Raw genomic sequence first — 18255 nt, forward strand, 5'->3', positions numbered from 1 at the left:
TTGCAGGTAACAGCGCCCTTTTCTCGCCTATTTCATTAATACCTGAAACTTCGGGTTAAACTCATCAAAAATCGGTAACGCGGCGGCTCCCAGTGCAGCGGTATCGCTGCCGGTCATGCCCCTCTTCAGCCGCATATCTAACAGGTAACGTCCACGTACCGACTGATAAAGCGGCGGCAAGCGCGCGTCCATCTGTTCCAGCAATGGCGCAGGCATCATCCCGCCAATAATCACTGCCTCTGCATCAAACACCGACTCCAGAATATTGATTGCCTGGCGCAACGGCGTTGTTACGCTCTCTATCCATGCAAGGAAACGCGCAGGTTCAATCTGCAGCAGATCTTCAGGCAGCGCCCGCATCGGATCGAGACCACAGAATTCATAGGCGGCCTGCAACGAGACATAACGTTCCAGGCAACCCTGATTTCCGCAGTAGCAGTCGCGGCCGCCTGGCTCCACCACAATGTGGCCAATCTCGCCCGCATTATGGGCGTGACCGGTATAAATGTGGCCATCGGTGAAGATGCCGGCACCCAGACCGGTACCGATATAGAGATAGATAAAGGAGTTGAGGTTGAGATGGCGCGCCGTACCGTGAACACGTTCGCCGGTCTGGATAGCGTCTCTGGCGGGGCAATTCTGCTGGATAAAAAGCAGTTCAACGACCTGAATCCCGCTGACCGGGATATTGTCAGGATGTTTCAGAGCTATGCGCTTTATCCGCATCTGACCGTCGCCGAAATTATTGATTAACACTCTCCCCAACTTCAACAGCAACCAGTCGTCGCTAAAGACGTTTTCAGGGGGGGAACGGGATTGCCCGAATTAATTTTTCCTGAACGGTGGCCGATCTAAATAGTGGACGGCAGAGCCACTGGATGTTATCGCTATTTCTTCGCCAATAACGTCAGCTAAACTTCTTCATCATTTTTTTAAAGAAATGCTCCTCATCTTTAACCTGACAATCAGATATTATTTCTTCAGTAACATTTTTCTCACTAATGTTTTCAACAAGGATCTTAAACCTACGCTTTACTTCTTTACCTGCAGGAGTGCAATCTCCTGAGCTTGCCAGATAAACGGCCGCACTGTATGCCGCATAGCAGTCATCAATGTTGGCCGGATGATCTTTACAACCACTATATACACTATAAGCCAGATCAGCATGACCTTTATAATAATTAATTTCAGGCGTATTTCTTAACTGCGAAAATACACCAGGAAGTAATAGTGCGAAGACCAGACTAAGTGTTACCATTCCCATCAGGACTATATATCTGAACTTCATCGCCTTGCCTTTTTAGTCATTAATGTTAAAAAACCCTTTCTACTGCACGCGCCAGTAAGACTGGTGGTTTGCCAGTGATATTGAAAATAACTCAGTCAATTCGTCATTTCAATACTACACTGTCCCTGGTATTCAACATAGTTGCGTTTCATTTATTAGATAAGGTTGTCTTCTTTCCTGTTATACCTCTTCAGAACAGGCAATTTCCCTTACTTTCCTGGCACAAAAGAATAGTTCTGTGTCCACAAAACAGACAAATTTAGCCAATGCGTTGAAGAACCGTGTATTCATTTTCTATGCCCGGCATTCGTTTTATATATAACAGCCGCAGCCAGTAAATATGCCAGAGCAAACTCATGTCTGACCTCAATTCCCGCAGCGTCAACACGAGCGGATATGAGTTCGGCAGACATTTGTCACGACGATTAAAAGGGACAGAGAGCATCAATGTAGCAAGACCTTATCGCTTTGACAGCTTAAGTTCCGCTGAAACGTATAGCTCTGCACGCTTTATCGCAACTTGCTGTATTACCCATAAAGTGCAGACAAACTTAAATAATGAAAATACAGAAGTATTAAGCTTCCCGAGAATTGGCTTTTTATGTTTGGGGATTTATCCCCCGATGAATTAATAAACAGGATTAGTTTCAGATATGCAGTATGAATTGGATTTGCTGGCATAAAAGGTGACGCTGGGACCATGTGCTGCTAAATAAGTTTCAGTGTGGCAATGGCCACAAGGACGAAGACGGGCGTACTCTGCTTCACCGGTGGTAGTTAATCACCCTATCAGTGTTAGCGAAAAGGGATGGCGCTCTTATCTCTTTGCGAAGGACGTATGCTATTTGAACCGCCGCCGCTTTATCCAGCAGCGACGGTTTTTCAGGAGTATCAGCCCGCTTTACGCCAGATGAAACTGCTCCACCGTCTGTGACAGTTGCTGCGCCTGATCTTCCAGTGAACTGGCAGCCGCCGACATCTGCTGCACCAGCGCGGCATTCTGCTGGGTAACACCATCCATTTCATTAACCGCTATCGTTACCTGACTGATGCCACGTGCCTGTTCGCTTGACGCTGTAACGATCTCACCGATAATTCCCTGCACTGAATTTACCGCCTGCATCATCTCCTGCATGGTCTTACCGGCATCGTTCACCAGCCGGACGCCACTTTCCACCCGTACGCTCGACTCTTCAATCAGTGCGCCGATCTCTTTCACCGCATTAGCACTGCGCTGGGCCAGATTACGCACTTCTGAGGCGACCACCGCAAAACCGCGCCCCTGCTCACCGGCGCGTGCTGCTTCTACCGCCGCGTTGAGCGCCAGAATATTGGTCTGGAAGGCAATGCTATTGATCATCGTGGTAATGTCGCCAATCTTTTTCGAGCTGTCATCGATCTGCGCCATGGTCTGCACCACTTCGCCTACCAGCGAGGCACCGCGACTGGCAATGTGCGTCGCGTTTTCAGTCAGGCTGGTCGCCTGCTGCGCATTGTCGGCATTCAGGCGGATCGTGGCGCTGATCTGCTCCATGCTGGCTGCAGTCTGCTCCAGCGCGGCGGCCTGTTCTTCGGTGCGTGACGCCAGATTCAGGTTGCCGCTGGCAATTTCGCCCGCGCCCTGTCGTACTGATTCACTGGAATCTTTAATCTGCCCGACAATCTGCCGGAGCTGGCTTTGCATAGTATGAAGCGCAAAGAAGAGGCTGCTGCGATCGCCGTTTTTCACTGCAATTGCGTTATCCAGCTTGCCATCCGCGACGGCCAGCGCAATATTTGCCGCTTCAATCGGCTCGCCGCCAATCGGCCGCAGCACCTTACGACTGAACAGCATGCCGAGTACGGTGCCGACCAGCAGAATACTGACCACCATCAGCAGCAGTGCCCACATCAGTTGCCGGTTGGCAGCAGCCATCACCTGACTGACCGGTGCGACAACGCCGAGATACCAGGGTTTGTCACTGTTACCAATCACCACCGGCTGCCAGGTGACTAATGCGTCTTCGCCCAGCACGGCATCAAAATGCTGTACGACTTTCGTCGTAAAACCATCTTTTTCGCCTTTCCAGGGCTTACCGGCTTCCTCTTTCACGGGTGAGGACACCACATTCCCGCCATTCGAGAGCAATAGCGCATAGCCGCTGCCCTGCCAGGGTTTGATCTGATTCACTTTCTGCTGCAGTGAGGCCAGTGAAATGTCAGAGGTGACGATCGCTTTTAAGGTCCCCTGATCGATAATCGCGGCAGCTACGGAAGTCAGCAATGTCGGCACGCCGTTGTAGGCATAGCTATAAGGTTCGGTAAGCGTATCTTTTTGTGATTTTTGCGGGATCAGATAGTAATCGCCCTGACCCGGTGTCAGATAGGAGAGAAGCGGATGCATCGCGTATTTACCTGATGCGTCACGATCCACAAAAAAGGCATAGCGTCCCTGTGGCGCCTGGCCCGGCTGTGACGCGAACTCCGCATCGCGGCCATCAAACGCATTCTGTTCGAATATCACCGACATCGACAGATAATCAGGGTTGGCGCGCAGCGCATACTCCATGACTTTATCGGCCACTTTACGGTCGGTAATAGCGGCCTGAGGCAACGCGATCAGACTTTGCCCGAGATGACTGGCAACATCACGGGCATGCCCCAGCTCCTGCTGCACCTGAAGCGCACGGCTCTGTGCAATCTGCTGCAGATAGTTTTCTGCGAGCACCTTCTGCTCTTTACCCGACTGCCAGCTGAGGACGCCGATGGTCACGGTAAATCCCAGCATAATTGTCAAACCACCCATGATCAGCATCTGCGCACGGGTACTCATTCTTTTCTTATGTGTTAACTGACTGGCCATAGTGATCCCCTGAAATTTACCTGGCTCAATACCTCCTTGTAGTTAAGGTGCTCCTGAGATCATCTATCGGCGGCGTTTTTTTGAACTTTAATGGCCATTTCACCGCCGTGATGGGGGTCTCACAGAGCGTGATTACGGGAAGTTGATCGCAAAGGGATTATGGCGCTGCTAATGAACGGCCTTTTTTTGATCTGCAACAATACTGGTGCCCACCATTACTGTCAGTTTATGTCAACAGTTGCTGTAGCCCCCTTATCGCAGTGGAGATAGAACAATGATCGGTAAATCAGGATTAGCTATCGGGATGGTTGTCTGGCTGGCGTATGTCGCCTGGATCGTTCACTACTATTCAGACACCTTTATGCAGTTCTCCCGCTAAGCAAACAGGACCTTCGGGTCCTTTTTTTTGCCCTCAATTCAGCCGGGTTGACCTGTGAGCCAAATACTCGCTATTATCGGCTCATTCTGTGAGCCGAATAGCCTCCTTTATTCGGCTCATCCACCCTTAGCGTGAGCCGAATATGAGCGTTACCTGGATCTGGCAACAGCCGGACTGGCCCGATTTTCAATGGCAGGATGCCGTGCTGTTACCGCGCCTGCGCCATCTGCAGCAGCAGCGCGGATTGCTGCTGGGCCGTGCCAGCCTGCAGTCAGACAGTGATTCGCAGACGCTGGATACTCTGTTAAGTAATATCCTTTCCTCTTCCGCGATTGAAGAGGAGCGGGTAAACGTACAGTCAGTACGCTCATCGCTGGCACGCCGGTTAGGCGTCACAGAAGAACAGCCTTATCCGGTCTCTGATCGCTCAGAAGGGCTGGCCGCCATGATGCTGGATGCCATCAACAACCGCAGTCAGCCACTGACGCTCGACCGATTATTTCAGTGGCATCACTGGCTCTTCCCGACCGATGAATGGACGGTGCAGCGTCTGAGCGTCGGCACGCTGCGCGGCAGTGAGCCAATGCAGGTTATATCAGGTCGCATTGATCGCCCCACGGTGCATTTTGAAGCGCCGCCGCGACACGGACTGGAGCCGCAGCTCGCGCAGTTTATTGAGTGGTTCAACAGCAGTCAGCAGGATGTGATGCTGGACCCGATGCTGCGCGCTGCCATCTGTCATCTCTGGTTTGTTACGCTGCATCCATTTGACGATGGGAATGGCCGTATCACCCGTGCGCTAACCGATCTGGCACTGGCGCAGGCCGACAGTCAGAGCATTCGCCTTTATGCCATGTCACCCGCTATCCTGGCGCAGCGTGCCGGTTATTACCGCATCCTGGAGCAGACGCAGAAAGGCGGCCTTGATATCACAGACTGGCTGGTGTGGTTTCTTGATATCCTGGATGAGAGCCTGAAGCAGGCGATGCACGTCATCGATCGTACCCAGATGAAAGCGCGTTTCTGGCTACGTCACCAGGGGATGGGATTAAGCGCGGAACAGGTGAAAGTGCTGAACCGGCTGCTGGATGGTGGCGAGCAGGGTTTCGAACGGGGGATCAGCGCCAGTCAGTATCAGAAGGTGGCTAAAGTGAGTAAAGCGACCGCGACCCGTCATCTGGCGGACCTGGTAGAGAAAGGTTGTCTTTACCGGCTTGAGGGTGGCGGCAGAAGCACCCGCTATCAGGTAGTAACAGATGCTAAAAAGCTATAGCGTTAATCACGTGATGTTCTGTAACGTTAACTACCAGGTTAGTTTAACCCTGAACATAACGCTCAAGCGACTCAGTACTTAATTGAGAGGCAGAAGCCCTGTCAGCGATAATTAACAAAGAAGGATGTAATTTCAGAACGGATGCAGGAATCTGCTCCGTCACCGCTCCCTCGATAACCTGTGCCAAAGCCCAGGCTTTATTTTCGCCGCTGACAATGAGTAACAGATTTTTTGCTGCCATAACGCTCATCGGCCCCATAGTTACATAATGATCAGGCACAGAGCTTAAATCACCCTTCATTTCAGTCCGGGCAATGAATTCAGCGAGATCACCCTCTATGGGATGCTTAACCACCGGGTGATGAAATCGGGTCAGGCCAGGGATGTTGCCGCAAAAATGTCCATCTGACCCCAGTCCCATTAGCACTAAATCTAATCCACCCTCCTGCTTTAACAGACGCTCAAAATCCAGAAAATTGTCATCGGTGAGTTTATGAATGTTCGTTTCTTTAATTTGTGCTGGTGACAGAAAAAGCTGACGCAGACTGGATATCGTAACGCCCTCACGATGTTGACCTTTGAACGCAATTTCATCAAAGTTATAGTAATGAACATGTGAATAGCCGGAGCGTCCGCCGATGGCTGAAACAAGATATTCGTACAATTTAGCAGGCGTACGACCTGCCGTTATTGCCAGATTCACACGTCGGTTTTGTGTCATATAACCCAGCATATGATGACTTGCGATCTGGCTCATTTCATTATAATTGTCCGTCACGATCAGTTTCATTTCATCATCCCGTAATCGTTTTACTGACAAACATCAATGTGGCATCGCGACCTGTCGTGAGCCACAATGATGGGTATTAACAGGCAGTCATCTCACCCTTTAAGTGAGGCTCCGTTTGTCGCTATAACCTCCTGATACCAGTAGAAGCTTTTCTTGCGGCTACGCGCCAGCGAGCCTTCGCCATTATCATCGCGGTCAACATAGATGAAGCCGTAACGTTTAGAGAGTTCGGCTTTGGATGCGCTGACCAAATCGATTGGACCCCAGCTGGTATACCCCATGACCTCAACGCCATCTTCAATGGCCTCCCGCACCTGAACCAGATGATCGTGGAGGTAGCTGATGCGGTAGTCATCCTGCACGACGCCGGTGGCATCCGGTATGTCTTTGGCCCCCAGTCCGTTCTCAACGATGAACAGCGGCTTTTGATAACGATCCCACAACAGATTCAGCAAGGTACGCAACCCGACCGGATCAATCTGCCAGCCCCATTCAGAGCTCTGCAGGTGGGGATTAGGCACCATGCTCAGAATGTTACCGCGCATCTGCTGATTCAGCGCCTCATCGGCGGTGACGCAGCCGGACATGTAATAGCTGAAAGAGATAAAATCGACGGTCGATTTGAGTATCTGGCGATCGGCATCGGTAATATCCAGTTGGATATCGTTTTCGCGGAAGAAGCGCAACATATAGCCCGGATAAGCTCCCCGGCACTGTACATCGCCAAAAAATTGCCATTTGCGGTTCTCCTGCAGCGCTTCAAGCACATCATCAGGCTTACAGCTCAGCGGATAGACCAGCCCACCCAGCAGCATATTACCGATACTGGCTTCAGGGTTACTTTCGTGACAGGCTTTAACCGCCAGAGCACTGGCCACCAGTTGATGATGAATCGCCTGATAAATTTCGCCCAGGCTGCTGGTTTCTGGCAGGCCTACGCCAGTCATCGGCGCATGTAAAGACATATTGATTTCATTGAAGGTCAGCCACAACCTGACTTTTTTCTGATAGCGGGTAAACACCGTACGCGCGTAATGCTCAAAAAAGCCAATCACCCGGCGGTTTCCCCAGCCGCCATACTGCTGAACCAGATTCCAGGGCATCTCATAATGTGACAGCGTCACAAGTGGCGTAATGTTATGTGCTGCCAGCTCATCGAATAATCGGTCATAAAAGGCCAGGCCTGCTTCATTAGGTTGTTGCTCGTCACCGTTCGGGAAAATACGCGTCCAGGCAATTGAAACCCGCAGACAGCTAAATCCCATCTCTGCAAACAGCCTGATATCGTCCGGATAGCGGTGGTAAAAATCGATCGCCACATCTTTAAGGCTCTTACTCCCCGCAACGCGATCGACTACCGGGCCAAAAATCCCTTGTGGCTGGACGTCAGAGGTGGAAAGGCCTTTCCCCTCTTCACGCCAGGCGCCTTCAACCTGATTAGCGGCGACCGCACCACCCCATAAGAATGTATCCGGGAAAGTTTTCATCCTGTGCTCCTTTTACTGATGAATGATGCTGAGTAATGGCGTTCCTGCGGTGACAGCTGTCCCTGCCACCGTCAAAACTTCATGATACGCATCGCTGTTAGTGATGATGATCGGTGTTGCAAGGTCATATCCGGCATCAAGAATGGCCTGACGATCAAACGTCAGCAGCAGATCGCCGGGCTTAACCGTGTCGCCCACGTTTACATGTGCCGTAAAAGGTTTGCCATCAAGCCTGACGGTATCGATACCCACATGGATTAGCAGCTCAATCCCACTGTCACTCAACAGGCCGATGGCGTGCCGGGTCTGAAACAGAGAGGCAACTTCACCCGCGAAAGGCGCAATGACTTTGTTGTCGGAAGGAATGATGGCTGCGCCCTGTCCCAGCAGGCCACTGGCAAAGGTCGGGTCGGGCACCTGATCAAGCGCGATTACGGTACCGGTCATCGGTGACAGAATGTCATCTTCGCCAGTTATCACCGGGGTTGCCGTAACTGGCACACTGGTAGCAGGCATACCCGCTACCAGCGTCAGGCTACAGCCCAGTATCAGCGCCAGTGTGGTCCCGGCAATACCACCCCATAACGTGGCGTCGACACCGCCAGGCGGGATCATCTGGGCGATAGTGAAGATGTTGGCAAAGCCAAAGGAATAAACGTGTGTGCTACTGAAACCGACAATGGCACCGCCGATAGCGCCCGCCACACAGCCAAAGATAAAGGGACGACGCAGGGGCAGATTAACCCCATAGACGGCCGGTTCGGTAATACCAAAAATCCCAGCGGTCACGGATGAACCCGCCAGCATCTTCTGCCGCGCATCCCGGCTGCGCAAAAAAACGGCCAGCGCCGCGCCAACCTGGCCCATGACAGCAGGCAACAGCATAGGCAGCATCGAGTCATGCCCCAGTACCGCAAGATTGTTAATCATCAGAGGTACCAGTCCCCAGTGCAAACCAAAAATTACACAGACCTGCCATAGCGCGCCCATGGCGGCGCCAGCCAGCCAGGGAGCCAGCGCATAAATCCACTGGTAGCCATTCGCCAGCATCTGACTTAAGGCCGTGGCCAGTGGACCGATCACCAGAAAGGTCAGCGGCACAGTGATGCTCAGACAGATCAGTGGCGCAAAGAAGTTTTTCATGGAGGCGGGCAGCCGACGGGTACTCTGTTTTTCCAGCCAGCAACTCACCCATGCGGCGAGGATGATGGGTATCACCGACGCGCTGTAATTAAACCAGGTCACAGGGATGCCGAGAAACGCTTCCGTCATGGCGCCGGATTGCTGGCTGGCATTGAAGGCGGCAATCATCGTCGGATGAGTGAGCGCCCCGCCAATCACCAGGGTAATAAAGGGATTCCCGCCAAACTTTTTTCCGGCGGTGTAGCCCAGCACTAGCGGAAAGAAGAAAAACAGCGCATCACTTGCCGCAAACCAGATTTTATATGTTCCACCTTCAACAGAAAGCCAGCCGCAGACCACGGCCAGAGCCAGCAAGCCTTTGAGAATACCCGAGGCGGCAAGTATCCCGATAAACGGCGTGAAAATGCCAGACACAACATCGATCAGGCGACTGAAAAGGTTACCTGACGCCTTATCTTCGGCTGATGCAGGGGCCTCATCCAAAAGTCCCGCTTCAGCACGGACAGCCTGCCAGACATCATGAACATGGTTGCCAATCACCACCTGAAACTGACCGCCGCTTTCGACGACCATAATCACCCCCGGATTTTTCTTCAGTCCTTCCGCATCGGCTTTATGGTTATCTTTCAGTTTAAAGCGAAGCCGGGTGGCACAATGAACCAGACTTACGATGTTATCTCTGCCACCGATATGGCCGAGGATATCCTGCGCCAGCGTGTGATATTCCATCTCGATTTCCTTAAACCGATGTCCATGGACATCCGTTGACTGAGCCAAAAATAAAAAAACCCGAGAACGTCCTCCTTTCAGAGGCCGCGCTCAGGTTTTGCCTGCGTTAAGCAGTAACAATCCTGTTTGATGGGGCTTAGTGCCCCTCTTTCCTCACCCGCTCAATATGAATAGCGAGAAACATAATCTCTTCTGCGGTCAGCTCACGCTGATAGCTTTGTTGCAAATGCTGCGCGATTTTCACCGCGCATTTCCAGGCTTTGGGGTAGTTATCTTTTACTGCCGTATGCAATGAAACATCGTCATCGTCGACTACGGTTCGCGTCAGCATACGCTGCGCGAAAAACTTCAGATGGGTGACAAAACGCTGGTAACTCAGCGACGATTCGTTATATTCCAGCCGCAACTGATACTTCACCAGTTGCAGAATCTCCTGCATTACCCGCGTAACATGCATCACTTCCGGCATTTCGTTATTGAGCTGTGCCGTCACCAGATGTAACGCGATAAACCCGGCTTCATCCTCAGGTAGTTCGACATTAAGACGACGGGAGATGATTGCCCTGGCCTCCTGCCCCAGTTCGAACTCTTTGGGATAGAGACGTTTGATGTCCCACAGCAACACATTTTTAATCGCCAGACCTTTTTTCTGTCTTTCAATGGCAAAGAAGCAGTGGTCGGTCAGCGTGATATACAGACTCTCCTGCAGTTTCCCGAGACGCTGTATCGCAAGATCAATAATGCAATTGGAGGTCGTCATCACTTCAGGCGGGATTTGATGTAACAACTCCTCCAGCCGACGGACCAGCAGATCACTTTGTGGTGCAAACACTTTCTCAATTTGCGCGTCATTGAGACTGTCGCCGACGCGCTTCTGGAAGGCCAGCCCACGTCCCATGACGACCTGCTCGCGCCCCTGCTCATCCTGAACCATCACCACGTTATTATTCAGAATTTTGGCGATTTTCATCGGAACCCCAGAAACAAAAAAACCTGACATCCGGCAGAGGCCAGAAATCAGGTTTTGCCTGCCTAAGCAGTAACAATCCAGTCCGGGCACTCTATCAGTTTTATTCGTGACCTCAATCTGTCAGGGTAAAAAGCGTGACAGCGATCGAAATCCGCTTATTAACTTAAAAAGTAACCACCGTTTTGAGTTCAGTCACCCAGGCATCCTGCGTATGGGCAATACCCGCCGGACGATGCCAGTACTGAAGCCCGGGTTGCAGTTCCAGCCAGGAAACGGGGCGGAATCGGTAATAGAATTCTCCATTCAGTGAATGGCCAGGCACCGGATGATAAGCCGCATCGTTGTAGTCAGAAATACCACTGATCGTGTTCATGTAGCGCTGGTTACGCGCGTATTGATTGCTCATATCTGTCCAGGTCAGGCCAAAACCTATCCAGTCTTCAGGACGAGCGTCAGACAGACCCCGATAGCGGAGCGAAGCCGCATAGACCGAGTGCATGTAGTTAGTGCGTTGATCGGCCAGGCTCATACTGAATGAAGTACTTAACCCGCGACTTGCGTCATCCTGATGTCGCGTCAGTTGCTGATTAAGCCCGGCGTAAAGAAACCCTGTCCGGTTATGCTTCTCATCACCACCGGGATCACTGACTCCCGCGCCACCGGACCGGCCGCGATAGAGTTCAGTTTGCGGAGCATTGGTAAAAACTACGCCCAGGTTGTAGGCTCCCGGCAGGCCATTAATGATTGGGCGGGCTTCGATCTCAACCGGCAGCAGGACACCTTTGCTGCGTCGGGTGGAACCACTCCAGGCGTGATGACGACTGGAAGCGTCCGGGTTCTGCTCCATCACGCCGCCTTTCAAAGTGACAAAGGGCGTTAACCGGTATTCGAGCGTGGTTCCCCATGTATGAACGTTCCAGTTATTCCAGGTTAGTGAGTTCGCGGATTTTCCGCCACACTGTGAAAGCATCTGGAAATCACAGGGTATAATCTGATCGAAGGTCTGAACCTTGTTCATCATTCCGATACGCCATGTTATACGCCGATCATCAAAACTTCGGGCAAAGGTCAGCCAGCCCAGTCGGGTAATAGATTGTCCGCCCCAGCTCTCCTGCGTGAGATCGTTAACATTCACGCGAGGATCCTGCACCCGTCGCGTGGTCAGATCATCGTTGTGATTGCGGTTAACAATGTTCGCTTCAATACGTGCATCGGGAATATTTGTCCAGCGCGACAAATCCTGATTAAAGGTCAAAGCAAACTGATCGATATAAGCGACGTGTGACGCATGATTGTATCCACCGCCGCCATTCCAGCCAATTTCATTCAGATAACCCAGGTTAAAGGTAAATCCATTATTGTTAAGCGATTTACGAAGACCATACATATCACCCAGAACGGGATCCGGTGGAGATTCAAACCCTAATACCGTTCCGCTCCATTCCTGCGCTGTCGACAAGGGTGAAAAGGTCAATAATGAGAGTGCGCACAGCATGCTTTTATATTTCATCTTAGCAACCTGTTTTTGATTTTAATGATGTACGGTTCGCAGGAGAGCCCTGAACCTGCTTTGCTCAACGTCATGTTTCCCTGGCCTGAATAGGTCGATTCGTTATCGCTATGGTTATTAATGATTTACGCTATGACGGAGTAAATTTATGGCAAAAAAAAACCTAAGCCCCCCACAGTGGTTAAGACTGTGGAACGCTTAGGTTTTGCCTGTTATCCAGTAACAACCCTACGCTGAAAACGGCTCTAACCTAACATTGCTTTTTAAAATTGAATAGCACTGCCGGATTATTTCACAAGAAAATGTGAGCCGATTAACAATTAATATCTCTTATTTCATGTGACTGGTGTTAATTAATATTTAAAATGAGGTAAGAAATCACCAGGAGAATATCATATTAGTTTTCTTGCTAATTCATTCAATTAAGACTGATGATGTTTATGCGTAGAGTTAAAATACGCAAACGGCGTCAAAGCTTAAAAATGAATGATCAAAAATCCAGATTATTGAATCCTGATTGATGCTATAGCGCTGAGTTCAAAAATGTAGCTGGTTGATTTGCGTGATTTACAGGGAGATTGCAGGCGGGCATTCAGCACAAGGAAATGACAGGAGGATGTGTTTTGTATGTCCTGACAAAAGGTCGGATAAATCCGTTAATCAGAAACAACAACGCCGGGAGGGTCGCTTCCGGCGTTGTGGCAATTACGCAGCTTTAACGGGGCGTACTTTCTTCGCAGCAGGCTCTTCCACCTGCTCATCCGCACCATTATCTGCCACGGCTTCAGGCTTCGTCGCGCCTGCGGACACGTCCGGCAGTTTGCTGGTACGCAGAATATGCTGCACTGTGTCTTTCTGCTCTGCAATCAGCAGGCCCAGCGTTTCTGCCTGAGATTCATCCAGTGCAGGTTGATGCTGTAACAGCCAGTCAGTAAAGGCTTCGGCCATATCGAGCATTTTGTCGTAGGCATCGGCCTCTTTCTTATTGGCAAACGTCATCTTCTCTTCACCCTTTCTGACTACAACAAATTTTGTTTCAACAGCCATCTTTTCGCCCTCAGGTACTGTGTATACATACAGTATATCATGCCGGTTATGCTTTGCCAGCAGAGAATCAAGTTTACTTGCTACGCGCAGGCTAACCTTAACCGGGCGCAGGTTTTTTTCTTTTTCCTGCCGCTTCTCTGCCAGAAGCCAGGCTGACTACACCAGCAGCTCTTCAAGGAACATCGCCAGCGCCTTACGCGGATCGTCTTCTTCGGAAACGATCACCTCGATCCCCCACTGCCCCAGCACCTCTTTGGCTACCGGGTTATTACGGTTAGTGAACAGATACGATTTGGGCCGGGCTGTCGCCAGCCCGGTGCGGCCCCACATCTTGGTCAGACGGTAAAACAGCAGGCGGATGTTGAAATCGCTGATGCTATAGCCGACAAACAGCACAGAGTTGCCCATTACGTCATGGGTCAGTTTGATGTCGAGCGGTGAGTCGAAATAGAGGCGTTCAAAATAGCTGCTCTCATCAAGCACGATAGAGGTGTCATCATCGAAGTCACCGTGCAGTTTGATAATGTGACGTTTATCTTCGGTCAGTGAGACCAGGTCAGCGGCGTTCGCCACTTTATAATAGGGAACACCGTGCGCATCGTGCGCTGCTTCCAGCCAGCGATCGTAGTTGGTAGTGTAGATACGCGAGAAATTACCCTGAGTAATCATGGTGTGAATTTCTGAAGACCGGACATCGATATCCGGGCGGTGCCACTCGCGATCCATCCAGCTGCGCAGCGGGCCAAGTGAACCTTTCTTCTGTTTGTAATATTCCGCCAGCGACAGATGCGTGCCGTAGGTATTAAAAATCTTAGGATCGTAGCCCAGCTCATTTGCGAGGTGAGCAATCAGTTCATGCCACTCGGGTAAGCCAAAATTGCGCGAAATACCGGCACCGGCAAAAAGAATCAGTTTGCCGGAATCATAGGCGCGTTTGAGTTCAGGTTTCATGCCACTCCCCGCGAGGTTTTTAAAAAGGTGGCGAAGCGATCCAGCGCGATGCGCCGCATTGAGATCTCGTTCTTGAGTTCGCCCATTTCTGCAAAGGTCTGCTCATAGCCTTCGGGAATAAACACGCAATCCCATTGAAAGCCGCGCGTTCCTGCAGGTTTAGGGGCGATGGTGCCGCGCAGTTCACCCGAGAACTGATACATTTTGCGGCCGTCGCAGTAGCCGAGCACCGTTTTGGCCGTCACGGCCTGGCTGTCCAGCCCCTGCACCAGCGCGGTAAAGCGCTCTGCGTCCAGGCGGTTCCAGAAGATGCGGGTCAGACCGGCCGGCAGACCATTCAGGCCGTCCAGATAGAGGCCGGTATGCTCCACAAACAGTGGCCGCCCAATCAGCGAAAAAGCTTTGGTCAGTTTATCGCGCACCAGGTCCAGCTCGTTTTCAGTCTGAATTTCTTCGATGCGACGGGCGATGGGCAGAACTTCGACCCCGATGGGTTCGAGTATTTTGCGCACCTCAGCCAGTTTTGGCTCATTGGCAGAAAGGAATCTGATTTTCATGGGGCTTCCAGGTCAATTACTCCGCCACGCAGTGAGGATTTTTACGAAAACAGGCGGGCAGGATAAATCACTAACGCTGGAGAGTGTAGTTCAATTCTGTGGGCATTAAATTGCAGAACCGGCTTCAGCAGGAGAGCCGGTTCTGTAGCCTCAGTAAACAATGCCCGGTGGATTCACCGTGGAGTGTGTAACCGCTTCATCCTGTTCACCCCAGCGGGCCAGCACCTGCTGATACTGCCCACCTGTAATGGTGCCATCCAGAGCGGCTTGTAAAGCCGGTGCCAGCCCATTGCCCTTTTTGGTGGTCACGGCAACCCAGGCGCGAAATGGACCGCTGCCAACCAGCTTTGTCTGTCCGCGTGAGGCCACTTTCCAGGCGGCCATCGAGTGCGGACCAAAGATCGCATCGGCTCGTCCCGACAGCAGCGTCAGCGTCGCTGAGGCATCATCGGTAAGATAGACTGGCGTCACCGCAGGCAGACCATTGGCCCGATTCTGCTGATCCCAGCTCAGTAAGATGCGCTCCTGATTGGTGCCCGACGAAACGATAATCCGCTTACCGGCAATATCAGGCGGGCTGTTTATCTGGCTGATTTTACTGTCGCTTTTTACCGCAAAGGCGTGGTTATCAGCGCGATAGGTTGCGAAATCGAACTTCTTCTTACGCTCTTCGGTAACGGCAATATTAAACATCGCGACATCATAACGTCCGGCGCTGATGCCCAGCGGCCAGTCTTCCCACGAGGCCGGAACCAGCTTCAGCTTTAATCCCAGACTGTCAGCCAGCAGCCTGGCAATGTCCGGATCGCTGCCGATCCGCGTGACGTTGTCAGACGCCAGCAGCGACAGCGGCGGAGAATTAGTCGCGGCGGTCGCCACCGTCAGCGTACCGGGTTGTATAAAGTGAAAGCCAGCCGGGATTTTCGCGATCGCCTGCGGATTCGCCGGGGCATGGATTGGCGTCTCATTTTTCAGCACATCGAGCTTCTCCGCAGCCGAACAGCTCAGCACCGGGAGCAGCGTCAGCGCTGTTAAGGTCAGCGCCCTCATAACACGCGCGCCAGGAAACGGCGGGTGCGCTCATGGCGCGGATTGTTCAGTACCTGCGTCGTGCTGCCCTGCTCAACAATCCGGCCATCCACCATAAAGACCACGTTGTCCGCCACTTCACGGGCAAAGCCGATCTCATGGGTCACAATCACCAGCGTGGAGCCGGAACGCGCGAGCTTTTTGATCACGTCGAGCACTTCACCGACCAGCTCCGGATCCAGCGCCGAGGTCGGCTCATCGAACAGCATCACGCGGGGATTGAGCATCAGTGCGCGCGCAATGGCGATACGCTGCTGCTGCCCGCCCGACAGATGACGCGGCCAGGCATCGGCTTTATGGCGCAGGCCGACAATGTCCAGCAGTTCACCCGCCCGCGCTATCGCTTCAGATTTCGTCAGCTGACGATGGGCAATCGGCGCTTCAATCAGATTATCCAGCACACTGAGGTGCGGAAACAGATTGAAGTTCTGGAACACGTAGCCGACGTTGATACGCTGCCGCAGAATCGCCTTCTCTTTGAGTTCATACAGCTTGTCGCCGCGCTGCTGATAGCCGATATAGTCGCCATCGATCTGAATGAATCCCTCGTCGACCCGCTCCAGATGATTGATGGTGCGCAGCAGCGTGGATTTGCCGGAGCCGGATGGCCCCAGAATCACCGTGACCGAACCGGGTTCCAGCGACAGCGAAACATCATCCAGTGCTTTGTGTTTACCAAAACGCTTGGTCACGCCGGTAATAGTGATGGCACCTGTTGTGTGAGAAGTACGGTAATCAATGGCTTCGGACATGGCTGATCTCCTCGGTCGGATGAAGTGGCGTGACGCGATTGCGCCATTGTTGCCAGCGCGAAGGCTGCGGCTCACGGTTCACGCTGCGGGCCAGCCAGCGCTCAACGTAATACTGAATCACGGACAGGACGGTGGTGATAATCAGATACCAGGCGGCACCGACCATCAGCAGCGGGATCACTTCCTGATTACGGTTGTAAATCATCTGAATGGTATAAAACAGCTCCGGCATCGCCAGCACGTAAACCATCGAAGTCCCTTTTGCCAGACTGATGATCTCGTTGAATGCGGTCGGAATAATGGCGCGCAGCGCCTGCGGCAGAATGATGCGGAAGGTCCGGCGTGAGGCGGAAAGCCCCAGCGCGGAGGCGGCTTCAACCTGCCCGTGATCGACGCCGAGGATCCCGCCGCGGATAATTTCTGCACTGTAAGCCGCCTGCACCAGCGTCAGACCAGTTACCGCCGCCGGGAACTGGCCCAGCACATTAATCGTCTGAAATGCGCCCCACGACAGGCCGGTAAACGGAATGCCGATCGACAGCGTGTCGTAGAGGTAGGAGAAGTTATAGAGAATGATCAGCACCACGATCAGCGGCAGCGAACGGAACAGCCAGATGTAGCCCCACGCCAGCGTGCTCAGCAGCCACGATGAGGAGAGACGTGCCAGCGCCAGCAGACCGCCGAAAAAGAGGCTGAATATCGTGCCCAGCAGGGTCAGCAGTAGCGTCTGACCCAGACCGTGCAGGATCACCGGATCGAAAAACCAGCGGGCAAACACGCCCCATTCCCAGCGCGGGTTAAAGGCCACTGACTGCACCACACCCGCCAGGATAAACAGCGCCAGAATAGCGCCGGCGGTGCGCGCCGGATAACGTGCCGGGACCACCTGTAGATGTTGATGTTTGCTCATCGTCACTCCTTAACTCGCCTCAGCGACGTTATAAACGCCGATTACTTTAATAAAACGCAGTCGCCCGTCATGTGGCGGCTGGCCGTAACGCTCCAGATCGCCGCTCAGATCGAACTGTGGCTGATAGCCGTGACCGGTATAAAGCCGCACCGCCTCTGGCTGGCGAAAGCCGGTGGTGAGAAACAGCCGCTGATAGCCCGCCTGCAGGGCGCGCCGTTCCAGTTCCTGCAACACCACCAGCGCCAGCCCCTGACGGCGCAGATCGCTGCGGGTCCAGATGCGCTTCAGCTCAGCGGTCTGTGGGTCATAAGGTTTATAAGCGCCCATCGCAATGATTTCGCCGTCGCGTTCCAGCACAATAAACAGCCCCTGCGGCGGCAGATACCATTCCGTCAGCTCCTGCTCCTGCTCGTTACGGCGGGAAAAGAAGTCGCCATAACGTGCCGAATATTCACCAAACAGACCACCCAGAATCGGTTGCAGCTCGGGGGCCTCGGGCGAAACTTCGCGGAAAGTCGATTCACTCATGCTCAGCTCC

General features: G+C 52.5%; 15 protein-coding genes and 2 pseudogenes. 2 read left to right on the plus strand and 15 right to left on the minus strand.

Going from position 1 to position 18255, the window contains the following annotated elements:
• Window positions 1-27 precede the first annotated feature (27 nt).
• Window positions 28-609: pseudogene (locus tag N1689_RS08260) on the minus strand (ROK family protein); the annotation flags it as partial.
• On the opposite strand from N1689_RS08260, the pseudogene N1689_RS08265 reads away from it, so the two are divergent.
• A pseudogene (locus N1689_RS08265) lies at window positions 607-741 on the plus strand (ABC transporter); the annotation flags it as partial. The pseudogenes N1689_RS08260 and N1689_RS08265 overlap by 3 nt on opposite strands.
• Before the next feature lie 166 nt (window positions 742-907).
• Here N1689_RS08265 and N1689_RS08270 read toward each other — a convergent pair.
• Window positions 908-1288 carry a hypothetical protein gene (locus N1689_RS08270; RefSeq protein ID WP_222925746.1) on the minus strand — a complete coding sequence of 127 codons (381 nt, stop codon included), beginning with the start codon at window positions 1286-1288 and terminating at the stop codon, window positions 908-910.
• Window positions 1289-2189: 901 nt separating this feature from the next.
• Window positions 2190-4130, minus strand: a complete 1941-nt coding sequence (locus tag N1689_RS08275) for a methyl-accepting chemotaxis protein (RefSeq protein WP_161736813.1) — start codon at window positions 4128-4130, stop codon at window positions 2190-2192.
• A gap of 521 nt (window positions 4131-4651) precedes the next feature.
• Between N1689_RS08275 and N1689_RS08280 the strand changes: the two genes are divergently transcribed.
• Window positions 4652-5782 (plus strand): Fic family protein, encoded by a 1131-nt coding sequence (locus N1689_RS08280; protein WP_260058525.1) that lies wholly within the window; start codon window positions 4652-4654, stop codon window positions 5780-5782.
• Between the two features lie 43 nt (window positions 5783-5825).
• Here the strand turns inward: N1689_RS08280 and N1689_RS08285 are convergent, their stop codons facing one another.
• The 12 genes from N1689_RS08285 to N1689_RS08340 all read right to left on the minus strand — a co-directional run bounded on the left by N1689_RS08285 (window position 5826) and on the right by N1689_RS08340 (window position 18245).
• A complete protein-coding gene (locus N1689_RS08285) occupies window positions 5826-6572 on the minus strand; it encodes a glucosamine-6-phosphate deaminase (protein WP_161736811.1) in 747 nt (248 codons plus the stop codon).
• Between the two features lie 92 nt (window positions 6573-6664).
• Window positions 6665-8059 (minus strand): glycoside hydrolase family 1 protein, encoded by a 1395-nt coding sequence (locus tag N1689_RS08290; protein WP_260058528.1) that lies wholly within the window; start codon window positions 8057-8059, stop codon window positions 6665-6667.
• Between the two features lie 12 nt (window positions 8060-8071).
• Window positions 8072-9931 carry a PTS beta-glucoside transporter subunit IIABC gene (bglF, locus tag N1689_RS08295; RefSeq protein WP_161736809.1) on the minus strand — a complete coding sequence of 620 codons (1860 nt, stop codon included), beginning with the start codon at window positions 9929-9931 and terminating at the stop codon, window positions 8072-8074.
• Between the two features lie 136 nt (window positions 9932-10067).
• A complete protein-coding gene (gene licT / locus N1689_RS08300) occupies window positions 10068-10901 on the minus strand; it encodes a BglG family transcription antiterminator LicT (protein WP_161736808.1) in 834 nt (277 codons plus the stop codon).
• A gap of 163 nt (window positions 10902-11064) precedes the next feature.
• On the minus strand, window positions 11065-12396 hold the full coding sequence (locus N1689_RS08305; RefSeq protein WP_260058761.1) for a carbohydrate porin: 1332 nt from the start codon (window positions 12394-12396) through the stop codon (window positions 11065-11067).
• 720 nt (window positions 12397-13116) lie between these two features.
• On the minus strand, window positions 13117-13458 hold the full coding sequence (locus N1689_RS08310; RefSeq protein ID WP_161736795.1) for a YebG family protein: 342 nt from the start codon (window positions 13456-13458) through the stop codon (window positions 13117-13119).
• 156 nt (window positions 13459-13614) lie between these two features.
• Window positions 13615-14409 (minus strand): SIR2 family protein, encoded by a 795-nt coding sequence (locus tag N1689_RS08315; protein WP_003855101.1) that lies wholly within the window; start codon window positions 14407-14409, stop codon window positions 13615-13617.
• On the minus strand, window positions 14406-14966 hold the full coding sequence (locus tag N1689_RS08320) for a non-canonical purine NTP pyrophosphatase (protein WP_161736794.1): 561 nt from the start codon (window positions 14964-14966) through the stop codon (window positions 14406-14408). Before N1689_RS08320 ends, N1689_RS08315 begins: the two co-directional genes overlap by 4 nt.
• A gap of 150 nt (window positions 14967-15116) precedes the next feature.
• Window positions 15117-16016, minus strand: coding sequence for an ABC transporter substrate-binding protein (locus N1689_RS08325; protein WP_161736793.1), 900 nt, complete (start codon window positions 16014-16016; stop codon window positions 15117-15119).
• Window positions 16013-16807, minus strand: coding sequence for an amino acid ABC transporter ATP-binding protein (locus N1689_RS08330; protein ID WP_222925743.1), 795 nt, complete (start codon window positions 16805-16807; stop codon window positions 16013-16015). The genes N1689_RS08325 and N1689_RS08330 overlap by 4 nt, the downstream gene beginning before the upstream one ends.
• Window positions 16791-17717 carry an amino acid ABC transporter permease gene (locus N1689_RS08335; RefSeq protein ID WP_260058529.1) on the minus strand — a complete coding sequence of 309 codons (927 nt, stop codon included), beginning with the start codon at window positions 17715-17717 and terminating at the stop codon, window positions 16791-16793. The genes N1689_RS08330 and N1689_RS08335 overlap by 17 nt, the downstream gene beginning before the upstream one ends.
• Window positions 17718-17726: 9 nt before the next feature.
• Entirely contained in the window at window positions 17727-18245 is a 519-nt protein-coding gene (locus tag N1689_RS08340; RefSeq protein ID WP_098050091.1) for a GNAT family N-acetyltransferase, read from the minus strand.
• Between the last annotated feature and the right edge of the window lie 10 nt (window positions 18246-18255).

This window comes from Pantoea sp. XY16 (assembly GCF_025153065.1).
Classification (GTDB): Bacteria; Pseudomonadota; Gammaproteobacteria; order Enterobacterales; family Enterobacteriaceae; genus Pantoea; species Pantoea alfalfae.